Raw genomic sequence first — 14,436 nt, 5'->3', positions numbered from 1 at the left:
GGCTCACCCGGAACTAAAGGGCAAGATCGCCCGCATCGTATTGATGGGGGGCGCCGCAGGGGCTGGCAACTGGACGCCTGCGGCGGAATTCAATATTTATGTGGACCCGGAAGCGGCCGATATGGTGTTCAAGTCGGGCATTCCCATCACCATGTGCGGCCTTGATGTGACCCATGAGGCGCAGGTGATGGATGAGGATATCGAGCGAGTGCGCGCCATCACCAATCCGGTGGCCCAGTGCGTGGCCGGGCTGCTCGACTTTTTCATGATCTACCATCGGGATCCCAAGTGGGGATTTGCTGGTGCACCGCTCCACGACCCCTGTACCATTGCCTGGTTGCTCAATCCCGCCCTGTTCCATGGCGTGGAGTGCCGGGTCGATATCGAGACCCGGGGGGAGCATACCGTGGGGATGACAGTGGTGGATCGTTATGGTCTGACCGGCAAGCCAGCCAATGCGCTGGTATTGTTGGGGCTGGATCGTCCGGGCTTTATCGATCTGCTGGTGACGCGGCTGCGGGCGTTTGACTGAGCGCCGGTTCATTTTTGCAAGAAGGGGCGGGAAATGTGGAAGAGAGGCTTGGTGCTGCTGGCCGGGTTGCAACTGACAGGCTGTGCGACGCCATTCGAGCGGATGTGGCAGGGGCTGGCGACCTGTGAATTTACCGATCTCTATGTGGATGAGACGGGCAGGCCCGCCAATCTACAACTGGCCAACTACACCCCCTACAAGGTGAGTGACGGCTTTGCCTGGTACAAGGTGCACGAGGAGCTACACGGCTTGCCGGTGGTCGGCTTTATCGTGCCCGCTTCCAGCTTCGAAGTGCACGCCCTCTTTGTCGATACTCCCATCGCCAACGCCCGCCGGCTGACCCACAACGCCTACGGCAGCGAGTTTAGCGACGAGCAGAAGCACAACGAGGGCTCAGCCCCTCTGCTTTTGCGCGATCCCAACAACCCCAAGCGCTCCATCATCGACTGCACCCGCGGCGAGTCCGACGGGGAGCAGGAAGATTCGGCCATGCCTGCCATGGCTGAGGTAGGCTTTTAGTGTTCGTGTGTCCCGTCCTGAATATGGTTTGCACCTTTTCCCCCAATAAATCGAGAGCTCGATGGGACAAGGTGTGAAACGGACACAGCGCGATTACTCGCTGACTTTGAAACTGGCGTTGGTCGAGCAGATTGAAAAAGGCGAGCTAACCTGCCAACAAGCACAATCTCGATATAGCATTCAGGGCAATTCGACCATTCTGGTATGGTTGACTCAGAAACTGGCGCCAAGGCTGAGCAGGTGTCTTAATTCGCTCTCCCGGGGTTCCGGGCTGCCTGTGTCGACAAGGATGTCAGCATCTTCCCAATCCAGCTCACTCGACCAGGAGAGGCGCAGATGGTCGTTGAAGTAGTAGCGCAATCCTATGCTGCCTTTCAGATCCTGATTACGGGTGAAATAGGGGGAGGCTTGTGCCAGATATTTCAGATAGCGCCCCTGGCTGAACAGCTCCATTTTCTCCTGCCAGAGGGAGAAAGGTTGGCGATAATCCCAGTTAAAACCGGCGAAGGGGTAGTCAATGACCCGTTCACCCAGAAAAATCTTGGGAACCTCGCTATCTTCACGGAAGTAGAGTCGGCTTAATCCCCCTTGGGCCATCAGCTCCAGTCGGCGGCGTTTGTCGTTCCAGAAGCGGTAGCCCGGCCCCGAGCCATAGTCCATATAGAGATAGCGATCTTTATCCAGCATGTCATATTCGGCATCGAGTGAGGTGCGCAAGAACCACTGCTGGTTGAAGAAGTAGTCCAGCGTAGGGTTGAGCTGATAATCATGGCTGTCGGTGATGTTGTCAGCGTTCTCATAGGTATATTCACCGGAGAAGCTGTAACGCCAGTCCAGATTGGCCAGCTCGCTTTTCCACTTGAGGTTGACGTTGTTGGTCTGCTTGTCATTCTGTTTGAGTTTGACATTGAGATCGCCGCTGCCGGTCCAGAGCCAGGCGTTGCGTTCATCCTGGTCATCCTCGAACAGCTTGAGCCCACCCTTTGCCGTCGCCTTGGGTTTGTCCTCTTTATCAATGCGCCAGCGTTTGATGGCCTCCCGCTTGACGGTCACCGCGCCGCTGTAGGGCAGGGCGATGCGCACCGACTGTTCGGTCACCTCCTCGATGTTACCGGTCAGACGATCGCCATTGTTCATCCAGAGAATGTCCTTGGCCCACAAGGAGTGACAGGCCAACAGGAATAGGAGGGGCAGGAATTTCATGAGGTAAGGTGACTCCGGTGCGACTCGGGCGCTGGTTACTTAGCCACTGACAAGTTGGCTGCTGATGGGGCGGGGCAGGCCATTTTTGCTCTCCAGCGCAGCCGTCACCTCATCCTGCATCACGTCAGGTGCGCTGATAAAGCTCTCTATGGCCGGAGATAGCACCAGCGGGGCGCCATTTTCAAGCTCTTCTTCGGTGCGGGAGAGCGGGGAGTGTACCTCCAGCCAGCGCCGACCATCCGGTTCGATGGCGACCTTGACCGGTTGATTGATGACCCGCACCGGCGTGCCGATCGGCACAATCTTGAACAGGGCCTCGATATCGTCAGGTCGCAGCCGGATGCAGCCTGCACTTACCCGCAAGCCAACGCCAAAATCCTTGTTGGTGCCGTGGATCAGGTAGTCGCGCTTGCCATAGCCAAGGCGCATGGCGAACTTGCCAAGGGGATTCTCCGGGCCGGGGGGCACTACGGCGGGCAGGGTGATCCCTTTTTGCTCCAGCCAGGATTTGCGCACCATGGGGCCGGGCACCCAGGTCGGGTTGGGATTCTTCTCGATGACCGTCGTGGTCATCTCGGGTGTTTCGCGGCCGATATCGCCAATCCCGATGGGCAGCACGATGACCTCGCTCTTCTCTTTGGGGAAGTAGTAGAGGCGCAGTTCGGGCAGATTGATGACGATCCCCTCGCGAGGCACATCAGGCAGCAGCATCTGGGTGGGCAGCGTCAAACGGGTGCCCGGCTTGGGTAAATAGGGGTCTACACCCGGATTTGCCTCAAGCAGTGCCAAAAATCCAATTTGCGTATTTTTGCCAACCAGCTCCAGATGTTCATTCTGCTGGATAATGTAATCCTCCAGCTCACCGATGAGGCGACTCCCAGCAGGTGGCAGCGGGTGGCGTTTGGCCTCTGCCGGCGCGGCGCAAAGCAGGATCGCTGCCAGCAGCATGGAAAGGGAAGGCGTTATGGAGAGGGGCATGAGTTTTGGCAATCGCATAAGGAGATCCATCAGTTCAATCGGGGCTGAACATCATCAACACAGCCGCCAGAATGGCGCGATTGTTCCTCAATCAGCCCATGATTACCAGCTTGCTGCGCACCCGCAATGATGTGGGGATACATAGGAAACCGGCCAAAATCGGCATCACCCATAAATTTGAGCGCCAAGCAGGAAAAAGAGACGCCTGATGGCAATTGGGGAATATCACGACGTGGATAATGGCCGGGTGTGCGAGAGGGTTAATGTCTGGTGGATGCAGGGTGGCCTCACAATGCGAACAGCACGCGCCGCATTGTGAGCCTGCTCCCAGATATCTGATTCAGCCATTTGATATCTAAGAAATTTTTATTGCATCCTCGGCCCAGCTTGGGTAAAACTCTCTCCCCACGGAGAGATGCCGGAGTGGCCGAACGGGATTGACTCGAAATCAATTGTGGCAGCAATGCCACCCAGGGTTCGAATCCCTGTCTCTCCGCCACATACCAAGCCCAACCTGTTTAGCAGGTTGGGCTTTTTCTTTTGGTGATGTGCTGAGGGACTATCCGGCCGCCTGTGTATCTGTGGTCATCGATCAGGATGAATGCTGTTGGATGCTCGCCGTGTCCGCCAGGCCTGAATGCGCGCCTGGGTGCCGATGACGAAGACGAAGAAGACCGGCACGAAGAAGATGGCCAGCAGGGTGCCGCTGATCATGCCGCCAAACACGCCGGTGCCGATGGCGTGCTGGGTCTCCGCGCTGGCGCCACTGGCGAGCATCAAGGGCACCACCCCGAGGGTGAAGGCCAGCGACGTCATCAGAATGGGGCGCAGGCGCAGGCGGGCAGCAGTGACAGCAGCATCAAGCAGCGAGCGCCCTTCGCCGTGCAACTGGCGCGCAAACTCCACGATGAGGATGGCGTTCTTGGCCGACAGACCGATGATGGTGATCATGCCTACTTTAAAGAAGACGTCGTTGGGCATGCCGCGCAGCATCACGGCCGCGACGGCACCGAGCAGGCCCAGCGGCACCACCAGCATCACCGAGAGCGGGATCGACCAGCTCTCGTAGAGTGCCGCCAGCACCAGGAAGACCACCAGCGCCGACAACAGCATCAGCAGGGGGGCCTGCTCGGCCGACTGGCGCTCTTGCAACGACTGTCCCGTCCAGGCCAATGCGAAGCCTGGCGGCAATTGCGCCACCAGACGCTCCATCTCCGCCATCGCCGCTCCGCTGGAGATGCCGGGCGCAGCCCCCCCGGCAATACGCACGGCAGGGAAGCCATCGAAGCGCATCATCTGTTGCGGCGATTCGCACCATTCCGGTGTCACCACCTCTCGCAGGGGGACCATGCCGCCGCTGGCATTGCGCACCCGCAGGCCGAGCACATCATCGAGCTGCATGCGCGCCGACGCGTCGGCCTGCAGAATGACCTGCTGCATGTGCCCGCCGTTGGGGAAGTCGTTGACGTAGAGCGACCCCATTGCGGCCGACAGGGTACTGCTGACGCTGGCGAACGAGAGTCCCATGGCTTCGGCCTTCTGTCGGTTGATCTCGAGGTGAATGCTCTCGCCGGGAGGCAGATTGTCGGGATACACATCACTGACTACCTGGCTTTTGGCGGCCAGTTCCAGCAGTTGGGCCTGAGCGGCCAGCAGCGCGGCATCTCCCCGGTTGGCTCTGTCTTGCAGGAACAGGGTGAAGCCGGAGGCGGTGCCCAGCTCGTCGATGGCGGGCGGCAGCAGGCTCATTACCGTGCCTTCAGGAATGTTTGCCATAGCCGCTTGTGCCAGATCTGCCTCTTCGGCTGCCGTGGCGCCATGACGCTGATCCCAATCTTTGAGCATGGTGAAGGCCATGGCCGCATTGGGGCCTGCGCCGGAGAAGCTGAAGCCCTGCACCACCAGGTTGGTGTCCAGCGCCTCGCGAGAGGCCACATGGGCCTCGAACTCCTTGATGACGGCCAGGGTGCGCTCGCTGGTGGCGCCGGTCGGCAACTGGATGGAGGTCATGAAGTAGCCCTGATCCTCGTCCGGCAGGAAAGAAGAGGGCAGCTGGGTGGCCGCAATGGCCAGCACGGCGCAGAGGGCGGCGAAGGTAGCCATCACGCGTCCGCTGCGCCCGACCAGCCGGGTGACCCGAACGCCGTAGCCTGCGGTGAGCCGCTCGACGCCCCGGTTGAAGGCGCCGAAGAAACCGCACTTCTCATGATGATCCGGACTGACCGGACGCAGCAGGGTGGCGCAGAGCGCGGGTGTCAGGGTCAGGGCGAGGAAGGCGGAAATCAGGATCGACACCGCCATCGACAGGGTGAACTGCTGGTAGATGACCCCCACGGAGCCGCTGCCGAACGCCATGGGGATGAACACCGCCGTGAGCACCAGGGTGATGCCGATCACCGCCCCGGTGATCTCCTTCATGGCCTGCGACGTCGCCTCCCGGGGCGACAGCCCCCGGGTGGCCATCAGGCGCTCGACGTTCTCCACCACCACGATGGCGTCGTCGACTATGATGCCGATGGCCAGCACCATGCCGAACATGGTGAGGGAGTTGATCGAAAAACCGGCCAGCAGCATCACCGCGAAGGTGCCAAGCAGAGCGATGGGGGCGACGATGGCCGGGATCAGGGTGTAGCGCAGGTTCTGCAGGAAGAGAAACATCACCAGAAACACCAGCACCATGGCTTCCAGCAGGGTGTGGATCACCTTTTCGATGGAGACCTTGACGAAGGGGGCCGAGTCAAACGGGATCGAATAGGCCATGCCCGCCGGCAGGGTGGGAGCGAGCTGGGCGAGACGGGGGCGCACCGCATCGGCGGTACGCACGGCGTTGGCGCCGGGGGAGAGCTGGATGGCGGCGCTGGTGGCAGCAACGCCGTTCTCCCGGTTGGAAAAGGCGTAGGATTGTGCCCCCAGCTCGACCTGGGCGACATCACCCAGCACCAGCTTGGCGCCATCACCACCGGCTCGCAGCACGATGGCGGCGAATGCCTCGGGGGTCGTCAGCTGCCCTTGAACCGTGAGGGGAACCGTCAGGCGCTGCCCCGGCAGGGAGGGCTCGTCACCGAGGCGCCCCGGTGCAATCTGGATGTTCTGCTGCTCGATGGCCTGTGCCACTTCGCTGATGGTCAGCCCGTAGGCGGCGAGTTTGGCCGGATCTACCCAGATGCGCATGGCCTGCTCGGCGCCAAACAGCTGCACTCGTCCCACCCCGTCGATGCGGCGCAGCTCCTGCACAATATTGCGTGCCATGTAGTCGTTGAGGGCAACCTCATCGAAGCGGCCATCCGGTGAGGTCATGCCGACCATCATCAGAAAGCCGGATGAGGCGGACTCCACCTGCAGGCCGGTTTGCCGCACCGCTTGTGGCAAGCGAGGCTCGACCGCCTTGATGCGGTTTTGCACGTCCATCTGGGCAAGCTCCGGATCGGTGCCCGGCTTGAAGGTGGCAGTGATCTGCGCGCTGCCCGAGGCGTCCACAGAGGACTCGAAGTAGAGCAGGTTCTTCACTCCCGACAGCTCGCGCTCGATCAGGCTCACCACCGCATCATTCAGGGTCTGCGGCGTGGCGCCCGGATAGGTGGCATAGAGGGTCACCGACACCGGCGCCACCGAGGGATAGCGGGAGATGGGGAGCTTGGGGATGGCGATGACCCCTGCCAGCACGATGAACAGGGCGATCACCCAGGCAAACACCGGGCGATGGATAAAAAACTGCGGCATGGATAACTCTCCGATTCAGCGAATGCCACCGTCAGCCGGTTGGCTGACAGCGGGTGGTTGCCAGGGGGAGGCAATGACCTGAATTCCCGGGGTCAGACGATCGATCCCTTCGATCACCACCTGTTGCCCGGCACTGAGCCCGGATGCGATGCGGTACTGGCTATTCACCAGTTCAGCGGTGTTGACCGGAACCAGCTGTGCCTGCCCCTGGCCATCCACCACCCACACGCTGGTCTGACCCGATGTGCGCACTACTGCCTGCTGGGGCACGGTCAGGGCGTTGGCATAGCGGGCACGGGGAATGCGCGCCTGCACGTAGAGACCGGGCAACAGCCGCCGCTCAGGGTTATCCACCAGCACCCGCAGCAGCACATCGCCGGTCCCGGCATCGACCTCGATGCCGGAGAAGAGGATGCGCCCCTGCATGCCCAGCGGTGTGCCATTGCTACCGAGGATCTCCACCGCCAGTTCCGGTGCCGTTGAGCCAGCCTGCTGGCGCAGGGATTCCAGCACCGAGGCCGGTTGGTGCACATCGACGTAGACCTGATCAATCTGCTGGATCCGGGCCATGGGAGTGGTATCGGTGGGGGACACCAGAGCCCCTTCACTCACCAGCGCCTGATCAATACGTCCGGCGATGGGGGCCTCCACGCTGGCAAATTGCAGGTTCAGCTGGTGCCGGGCCAGGGTCGCCCTGGCCTGGGCTACATCGGCGGCCGCCTGATCCCGCTGGGAGATCGCATCGTCATAGGTCTGGCGGCTGATGGCGTCGGTGCGCAGCAGCGGCTTCAGGCGGTCAATCTGGATGCGGGCGCGGGCCAGCACGGCCTCGGCCCGTTGCAATGCGGCGGCGGCGCTGTCGACATCTGCCTTGAAGGGGGCCGGGTTTATCTGGAACAGCACGGTGCCAGCGCTGATCTCGGCGCCCTGCTCGAACAGGCGGCGCTGCACGATACCGCTGATCTGGGCGCGAATGTCGGCGCTGCGCAGTGCCGCCACCCGGGCGGGCAGCTCCTCGCTGATGACAAGCTCCCGACCAGTCAGAGTCAGCACCGACACCTGAGGAAGGGCGGGTGCCTCCTGCTCTTGCGGTGCGGCATCGCAACCCGCCAACCCGAATGCGGCAATGACGGCGAGCAGGGCGCCCGCATACCGCTGTTTGACAAACATCATCCACTCACCTCGTTAAACCGTCTCTCCGGTGTGATGTGACCGAAAAGTGCATCGAGCGGCCATTATGGCGAGGGGCTATTGCGAATGATTCGAGGCTTTGTGGAGAATCCATGGAGGCGATGATAAAGTTCAACGCCACCTTTTTTCGAGTCCGACTATGTCCCATCTCAATGCTTCCGCCAGCCCGGCGGGCCAGTCACTGGTACTGATTGCAGAGGATGAAGCCGAGATCGCCGACATCCTCGCCGCTTACCTGCAACGTCATGGCTTGCGCTCCCTGCACGCCGCCGATGGCCGTGAAGCGCTGGCCATGCATCAAGCATTCAAACCCGATCTCCTGCTGCTGGATGTGCAGATGCCGCAACTGGATGGCTGGCAGGTGCTCAGCGAGATCCGGGCGCGTGGCGATACGCCGGTGATCATGTTGACCGCCCTCGATCAGGATCTCGACAAGCTGATGGGGCTGCGCATGGGGGCGGATGACTATGTGGTCAAACCCTTCAATCCGGCCGAAGTGGTGGCGCGAGTGCAGGCCGTGCTCAGGCGCACCCGAGCCGTAAAGCCTGCCACGGTGAACGTGTTGCGGGTCGGCCAGTTTCAGATCGATCTGGAGAGCCACGAGGCCAGCATTTTCCGCGATGACCAGCGGCAGGTGCTGGAGCTGACCCTGACCGAGTTCAAGTTGCTCGCCTCTTTGATGCGGGCGCCAAAACGGGTGTTCAGTCGCGCCGAACTGCTGACTCACTGCTTGCCGGAGGGGGATACCCAGGAGCGCACTGTGGATAGCCACATCAGCAAGTTGCGCAAAAAACTGGAGACACACGGCATTCAAGGGGTCCCCGCCAGTGTCTGGGGCGTTGGCTATCGCTTCGGGGGCGATGCATGAAATCGGCGCCCGGCCTTCGCAGGCAGATCATCCGCTCTCTGGGTCTGATGACGCTTGGTATCATCTCCCTCGCGGTGATCGGCACCTATGTGTTTTATGGCATCGCCGTGGCGTTTGTGCCGGGCAGCATCTCCGAGACCTGGGTGCCCTCCAGAGTCGAGATGTTATGGATCGGCTCCACCATTCTCATTGCATTGGGGATGGCGTTGTACGTGGCGGTTCGCCTCTCTCGCCGCATCCTGACTCCCCTCAACTCGGTGGCAACCAGCCTGCGTGAGGTGGCCGAGGGCAAACTCGATGCCCGTGTGCCGGAGGATGAGCAGGCGATCGGGGAGACGGCGCAACTGGTGCGCGACTTCAATACCATGGCCGAGCGGCTGCAGAGCATGACCCGCGAGCGGGAGTTCTGGAATGCCGCCATCGCCCACGAATTGCGCACTCCGGTGACCATTTTGCGCGGCCGCTTGCAGGGGCTGGCCGAAGGGGTATTTCCTCCCAGTAGCGAACTCTTCGAGGGGTTGCTGCGCCAGGTGGAGGGGCTCAATCACCTGATCGAGGACTTGCGGGTATTGAGCCTCAACGACAGCGGCCATCTGGAGTTGCAGCGGACCGAGGTCAGGCTGGCCGACGAGCTTGCCGTGGTGCTTGAGGCGTTTGCCAGCCCTCTGGCGGCGAGCGGATTTGTGTTGCAGCGGGAGCTCGATAGCGAACTTCATGTCTGCTGCGATCTGTTTCGTATCCGTCAGGCCCTGATGGCGCTGTTGGAAAATGCCCAGAAGCACGCGCTGCCGGGCCTGCTGACCGTGCGGCTGTATCGCTCGGAGAGTGTGTGCGTCCTGAGTGTGGAAGATGAGGGGCCAGGCATCAGCGAGGAGATCGCCGCCTGTATCTTCGATGCGTTTCGTCGGGGAGATCCGTCACGCTCGCGCAAGAGCGGCGGCAGCGGACTTGGGCTCGCCGTGGTCAAGGCGATTGCAGAGGCCCACGGCGGCAGCGCGGTTTGCCAAGCTACCGGGCGGGGAGGGAGCCGATTCGTGCTCTCCTGGCCCATCTCAGCCATGTCCGGTGGCCCTGAAACCTAGCCTAGGGGGGCAGGTTCTGATGAAGCTATACAGCTGACAGCTGCCCGCACAGGGGCGTTCGACAAGCGACCGTTATAGGGTTTTCACCGCTTGTGCCGGGTGAGCAGGAGGGGTTGGGACATGGCTCATTTGGCGCGAAATCATGGTTTTTTGCCGCTAAAAATTGAAACCGTTTTCAGAAATCCTTTTCAACTGTGATCCGCTTCAAAGCTTTTTCGGGCGCCAACCTCTAGCATTGGCTCCACGAATTAGGGGCTAGCGCTCCCGATTTTCCCGCTGTGGGAGGTAACCGGATGATCCGGCTATTTCCTTCGTTACTTTCGACGGTCATCATGGATGGCCGTTTTTTTTTGAGTTATTTCACGGTAAAGGGTCGAGCCGCTGGCGCTTTACCGTTAAAATTCCGCTTTTGCACTTGCCCGTGAGTCTTGATGTCTGCGTCCACCCTCTCTTCGGATAGTTATGCCCTGCTCGCCACCCTGCAATTGCAGCGCGTTGCCAGTACCCGTTTGCTGCAAGAACAACTGGCGATAGGCCATGCCCTGATCGATAAACTGACCCGACTGCAGGATGCGGGGCTGGTCAGATTGCGCGGGGAGCAGCAGTGGAGCCTGACCGCCGAGGGGACGCTGGCACTGATCCTGGGGGTACGTGCCGGTCTCTGCCCGGCGCCGGACTGGAGTCGGGTGCCCTCATTGACCGGGCAGGATCTCACCCATGCGGTGGTGCGCGAGCTCTGCCGCGGCAAGGCGGGGGAGATCCCGACCTATTTCTCGGCCAGCGATCTGCTGACCCTGCTCGATACCCCGGACGCTCACCAGTTGCTGGCGGGCTCCAGCCCCGGCTGGCAGCAAATGTTGCTGGAGCACTTCTCGCTGCAACTCTTGCTTGATGCCCCCTATGAAGAGCGCTGGCCGCTGGCCAATGCGCTGGTGCGCTGCGCCCCCGAGGTGCAGGCCTGGGCCAAAGCGTTCGAGGCGGAGTGGCGCTGGCTCTGCGGGGATGGCGAGAGCACCTCGCCAACCGGCGAGGACCAGGATGCCGCCCCCGGCTGGCCAGCCCTGCAGGCGCTGGCCCAGCAGAGCCAGAGCGGCCCGCTTGGCGAGCGACTGCTCACCGCGCTGGGCCAGTGGCAGGCAACCGATGAGGGCAAGGCGGGCCAATGGCCCCGTTCATTCAGCGCCCTGCTCTGGCTTGGCTGGTTGCAGCAGGCCGACCCCGTCATCGCCAGCGAACAGCGCAAGAAGTGGCAGCGCAGTCTGACTGGCCAGTTCCCCCTGCTTGCCGACTTGCTCAGCCAGTGGGCGGGCGATCGCCACGGTCAGGCGGTTGGCCTGTTTGATACCCTGCAACTGCCGGTGGAGGAGCTCCACTGGGGCTATCTCTGGCTCGATCTCTGCGCGCTGGCCCGTCACGGTGCCCAGAGCCCGCAGGTGGCCATGTTGCACAAGTGGGATCTCTCTCATCTGCTCGATGCCGAGCCTCATCATCGCCTGATGGCATTTTGTCAGGATCTGCTGCGTATCTTGTTGGGCGAGGCGGCCAAAGGGGCGCCCTTGTGCCAACTGCGCGGCAGTGAGGAGACTGCGCAAGAGGGCAGTGACGAGCAGGATGATGACGGGGACGAGGACAAAACCGCGGCCTCTGCCAGCTGGCTCAACTGGTTGCAGGGGCTGGGACGCTCCAGTGGCGTACGCAAGCCGCAAGAGCGGTTGGTGTGGCTGCTCCATGCCGATGGTCCCGAGCTGGAGTGCAAGATCCAGAAACTGAGCACCAAGGGGGAGTGGACCGCCGGTCGCCGGGTCGATCCGGCCCTGCTCTCTACCCAGTATGCCGCCATGCTCGACGAGCATGACTGGGCACTGGTTCGCACCCTGCCACGGGTGATGGGACGACTGCCGCGGGATGTCTGGGCGCCGCTGGCCGATCACCCCCGCTTGTTCAACGCCAAGGGGCAAAAGCTGCAACTGGCCATCAGCGCCCCCCTGCTGCAGGTGGTGGCCACCGAGCAGGGGATGAGCGCGCAGCTCTGCCCCGATGCGGCCGCCCGCGGGGCCCATATCATGCCGCTGGCGCAGGATCTGTGGCAGCTCATCCTCACTCCGCAGCCGCTGCTCGACCGCTTGCCAGCGCTCGAATCCATCCCGCTGCTGCCCGCCGAGGGGCTGGCTGAGCTGCAACGCACGCTCGATGCCATTCCCGAGTTGCCTTGGCACAGTCAGGTTGCGGGGCTTAGCGGCAACGCCGAACTGGCTCCCTGGCCGGGCATTCCTTCGGTGCAACTGGATTGGCAGGATGGTCAGCTGTCGGTCAAGCTGGTGACTCGCTTTGAGGATCTGCCGCCCCAGCCCCTTGGCAAGGGGGAGGCGATCGTGCGGCAGGGGATCAAGGCGTACCACTACTGGCAGCGGGATCTCGGGGCCGAGAAGGGGCAGGCCCAGTTGCTGCGCAATCAATTGCCCATCGGCCTGCCCGGCAGCGAGTGGCTGCTGCAGGGGGAGCAGGCGCTGGCGCTGGTCAATGCCCTGCCCGAGCTGGTGGATGCCGGTGTGGTCATTCACTGGCATCAGGACAGCGCTCGCCTCAAGAGCCTTGATGAAGCGGCTTTGAGCCTGCGCATCGAGCGGCGGCAGGACTGGTTCCAGGTCGAAGGGGCGCTGGCCCTCGATGAGCACCAGATCCTCGACCTGCGCCTTATTCTGCGCCAGATGACCCCGGGCCAGCGCACCGTTCAGCTCGACGAGAAGACCAGCCTAATGCTGAGCGACAAGCTGGTGGAGCGGCTCACCATGCTGGGGGCCATGCTCGATGAAGAGCAGCGCATCAACAACAAGCTGGCCTATCCCCTGACTCGCCTGCTCTCGGTCATTACCACCGAAGGGGATGCGGCGTGGCAATCCCTGCAGCAGGAGTGGCAGCAGGAGGTCGATTGCCCGGACGAGCTGCTTACCTCCCTGCGGGACTATCAGAAAGAGGGGGTGCGCTGGATGGCGACCCTGGCCCATCACGGTTTTGGTGCCTGTCTGGCCGATGACATGGGTCTGGGCAAGACGCTGCAGGCGCTTATCGTGCTGCGGATGCGCCAGCACCTTGGCCCTGCGCTGGTGGTGGTGCCCAAGTCAGTGGTCACCAACTGGCAGGAGGAGGTGGCCCGTTTCGCCCCCGAGCTGGATGTGGTGGTGTTCGAGAATCCGGCCGAGCGGGAGGGGATGATTCGCGAGGCCAAGGCCGGTCAGGTGATCCTCATCAACTACGGCATGCTCGGCAGCTTGGCGGAGGCGCTCAAGTCCCGCCGCTGGTCTTCCATGGTGCTTGATGAGGCCCAGCAGATCAAAAACGCCGGCACCCAGCGCGCCAAGCTGCTGTTCCAGCTCGACGGCGATTTTCGCCTCGCCCTCTCCGGCACCCCCATCGAAAACCATCTGGGGGAGCTGTGGAGTCTCTTCACCTTTATCAACCCGGGGCTGCTCGGCAGCCTTGGCGAGTTCAAGCGTCGCTTTGGCAAAGCGGTCAAGGATCCCCAGCACATGGCGCTGCTGCGGGCGGTGATCAGCCCCTTCATCCTGCGCCGTCTCAAGCAGCAGGTGCTGACCGAGCTGCCGGACAAGACCGAGATCATCCACCACATCAGCCTCTCCCCCGAAGAGCGCCAGCTCTACGAGGCGACCCGGCGGGAAGTGGTGCAGCAGGTGCAAAGCGCCGATGGCCGCGCTCTGATGCATGTGCTGAGCGGCCTGACCCGACTGCGCCGCCTCTGCTGTTCGCCGGAGCTGGTGATGCCAGAGTGGTCGCAAACCAGCAGCAAGTTGGACGAGGCGATGGCCCTGCTGGAAGAGGCGATCGACGGCGGTCATCGGGTGCTGGTGTTCAGCCAGTTTGTCGATCTGCTGAGTCTGTTGCGGGCCCGCATCGAGCAGAAATCCTGGGATTACTGCTATCTGGATGGCGGCTGCTCCGCCAAGTCCCGTCAGGACTCCATCCTGCGTTTTCGTCATGAGGAGGTGCCGCTGTTCCTCATCAGCCTCAAGGCGGGGGGGACCGGCCTCAACCTCACCCAGGCCGATACCGTGCTGCACCTCGATCCCTGGTGGAACCCGGCGGTGGAAGATCAGGCGAGCGATCGGGCTCACCGGATGGGCCAGACCCAGCCGGTGACCGTGTACCGGCTGGTGTGCGAGCAGACGGTGGAGGAGAAGATTGTCGCCCTGCACGATGAGAAGCGGGCGCTGGCCGATGGGTTGCTGAGCGGCCAGTCCGAGGTGCGCGGGCTGGATGTGGAGAGCCTGCGGGCCCTGCTGATGGGCTGATTGGCGACGCCGCCTTACATACCGTCTATCGATACA

The 14,436-nt window shown here is 62.2% G+C and carries 9 protein-coding genes, 1 tRNA gene and 1 pseudogene; 7 read left to right on the top strand and 4 right to left on the bottom strand.

Features of this window, described 5'->3' with window-relative positions; genetic code table 11:
• From AB5Y92_RS16935 to AB5Y92_RS16925, 3 genes and pseudogenes are all read left to right on the top strand, one after another.
• Positions 1-532 (top strand): nucleoside hydrolase (locus tag AB5Y92_RS16935; RefSeq protein WP_368227208.1); only part of this gene is annotated, 532 nt, incomplete at its 5' end.
• 33 nt (positions 533-565) lie between these two features.
• A complete protein-coding gene (locus tag AB5Y92_RS16930; protein ID WP_201986055.1) occupies positions 566-1,051 on the top strand; it encodes a hypothetical protein in 486 nt (161 codons plus the stop codon).
• 61 nt (positions 1,052-1,112) lie between these two features.
• A pseudogene (locus AB5Y92_RS16925) lies at positions 1,113-1,262 on the top strand (IS3 family transposase); the annotation flags it as partial.
• 2 nt (positions 1,263-1,264) lie between these two features.
• On the opposite strand, the gene AB5Y92_RS16920 reads toward AB5Y92_RS16925, so the two are convergent.
• Positions 1,265-2,254 (bottom strand): DUF481 domain-containing protein, encoded by a 990-nt coding sequence (locus tag AB5Y92_RS16920; RefSeq protein WP_368227207.1) that lies wholly within the window; start codon positions 2,252-2,254, stop codon positions 1,265-1,267.
• A gap of 39 nt (positions 2,255-2,293) precedes the next feature.
• Positions 2,294-3,202, bottom strand: a complete 909-nt coding sequence (locus AB5Y92_RS16915) for a L,D-transpeptidase family protein (protein WP_234898544.1) — start codon at positions 3,200-3,202, stop codon at positions 2,294-2,296.
• Positions 3,203-3,641: 439 nt separating this feature from the next.
• Here AB5Y92_RS16915 and AB5Y92_RS16910 point away from each other — a divergent pair.
• Positions 3,642-3,731 (top strand) — tRNA-Ser (locus tag AB5Y92_RS16910).
• Positions 3,732-3,817: 86 nt separating this feature from the next.
• On the opposite strand, the gene AB5Y92_RS16905 is transcribed toward AB5Y92_RS16910, so the two are convergent.
• Complete coding sequence (locus AB5Y92_RS16905; protein ID WP_368227206.1) at positions 3,818-6,952, bottom strand: multidrug efflux RND transporter permease subunit; 3,135 nt, start codon at positions 6,950-6,952, stop codon at positions 3,818-3,820.
• Positions 6,953-6,967: 15 nt separating this feature from the next.
• Positions 6,968-8,125 (bottom strand): efflux RND transporter periplasmic adaptor subunit, encoded by a 1,158-nt coding sequence (locus AB5Y92_RS16900; RefSeq protein WP_368227205.1) that lies wholly within the window; start codon positions 8,123-8,125, stop codon positions 6,968-6,970.
• A 157-nt stretch (positions 8,126-8,282) separates the two neighbouring features.
• On the opposite strand from AB5Y92_RS16900, the gene AB5Y92_RS16895 reads away from it, so the two are divergent.
• From AB5Y92_RS16895 to AB5Y92_RS16885, 3 genes are all read left to right on the top strand, one after another.
• Entirely contained in the window at positions 8,283-9,011 is a 729-nt protein-coding gene (locus AB5Y92_RS16895; protein WP_368227204.1) for a response regulator, read from the top strand.
• Positions 9,008-10,093, top strand: a complete 1,086-nt coding sequence (locus AB5Y92_RS16890; protein ID WP_368227203.1) for an ATP-binding protein — start codon at positions 9,008-9,010, stop codon at positions 10,091-10,093. Before AB5Y92_RS16895 ends, AB5Y92_RS16890 begins: the two co-directional genes overlap by 4 nt.
• A 431-nt stretch (positions 10,094-10,524) precedes the next feature.
• Entirely contained in the window at positions 10,525-14,400 is a 3,876-nt protein-coding gene (locus AB5Y92_RS16885; RefSeq protein WP_368227202.1) for an SNF2-related protein, read from the top strand.
• The last annotated feature ends 36 nt before the right edge of the window (positions 14,401-14,436 follow it).

Origin of the sequence: Aeromonas sp. R1-1 (assembly GCF_040908495.1) — a bacterium.
Classification (GTDB): domain Bacteria; phylum Pseudomonadota; class Gammaproteobacteria; order Enterobacterales; family Aeromonadaceae; genus Aeromonas; species Aeromonas veronii.
This window is presented reverse-complemented; position numbering and strand designations above follow the sequence as displayed.

Bases quoted from the DNA above. Each gene is read 5' to 3' on its own strand.
- AB5Y92_RS16890 (WP_368227203.1), top strand. From the start codon at position 9,008: ATGAAATCGGCGCCCGGCCTTCGCAGGCAGATCATCCGCTCTCTGGGT.
- AB5Y92_RS16930 (WP_201986055.1), top strand. From the start codon at position 566: ATGTGGAAGAGAGGCTTGGTGCTGCTGGCCGGGTTGCAACTGACAGGC.
- AB5Y92_RS16900 (WP_368227205.1), bottom strand. From the start codon at position 8,125: ATGATGTTTGTCAAACAGCGGTATGCGGGCGCCCTGCTCGCCGTCATT.
- AB5Y92_RS16885 (WP_368227202.1), top strand. From the start codon at position 10,525: ATGTCTGCGTCCACCCTCTCTTCGGATAGTTATGCCCTGCTCGCCACC.
- AB5Y92_RS16915 (WP_234898544.1), bottom strand. From the start codon at position 3,202: ATGCTGCTGGCAGCGATCCTGCTTTGCGCCGCGCCGGCAGAGGCCAAA.
- AB5Y92_RS16895 (WP_368227204.1), top strand. From the start codon at position 8,283: ATGTCCCATCTCAATGCTTCCGCCAGCCCGGCGGGCCAGTCACTGGTA.
- AB5Y92_RS16920 (WP_368227207.1), bottom strand. From the start codon at position 2,254: ATGAAATTCCTGCCCCTCCTATTCCTGTTGGCCTGTCACTCCTTGTGG.
- AB5Y92_RS16905 (WP_368227206.1), bottom strand. From the start codon at position 6,952: ATGCCGCAGTTTTTTATCCATCGCCCGGTGTTTGCCTGGGTGATCGCC.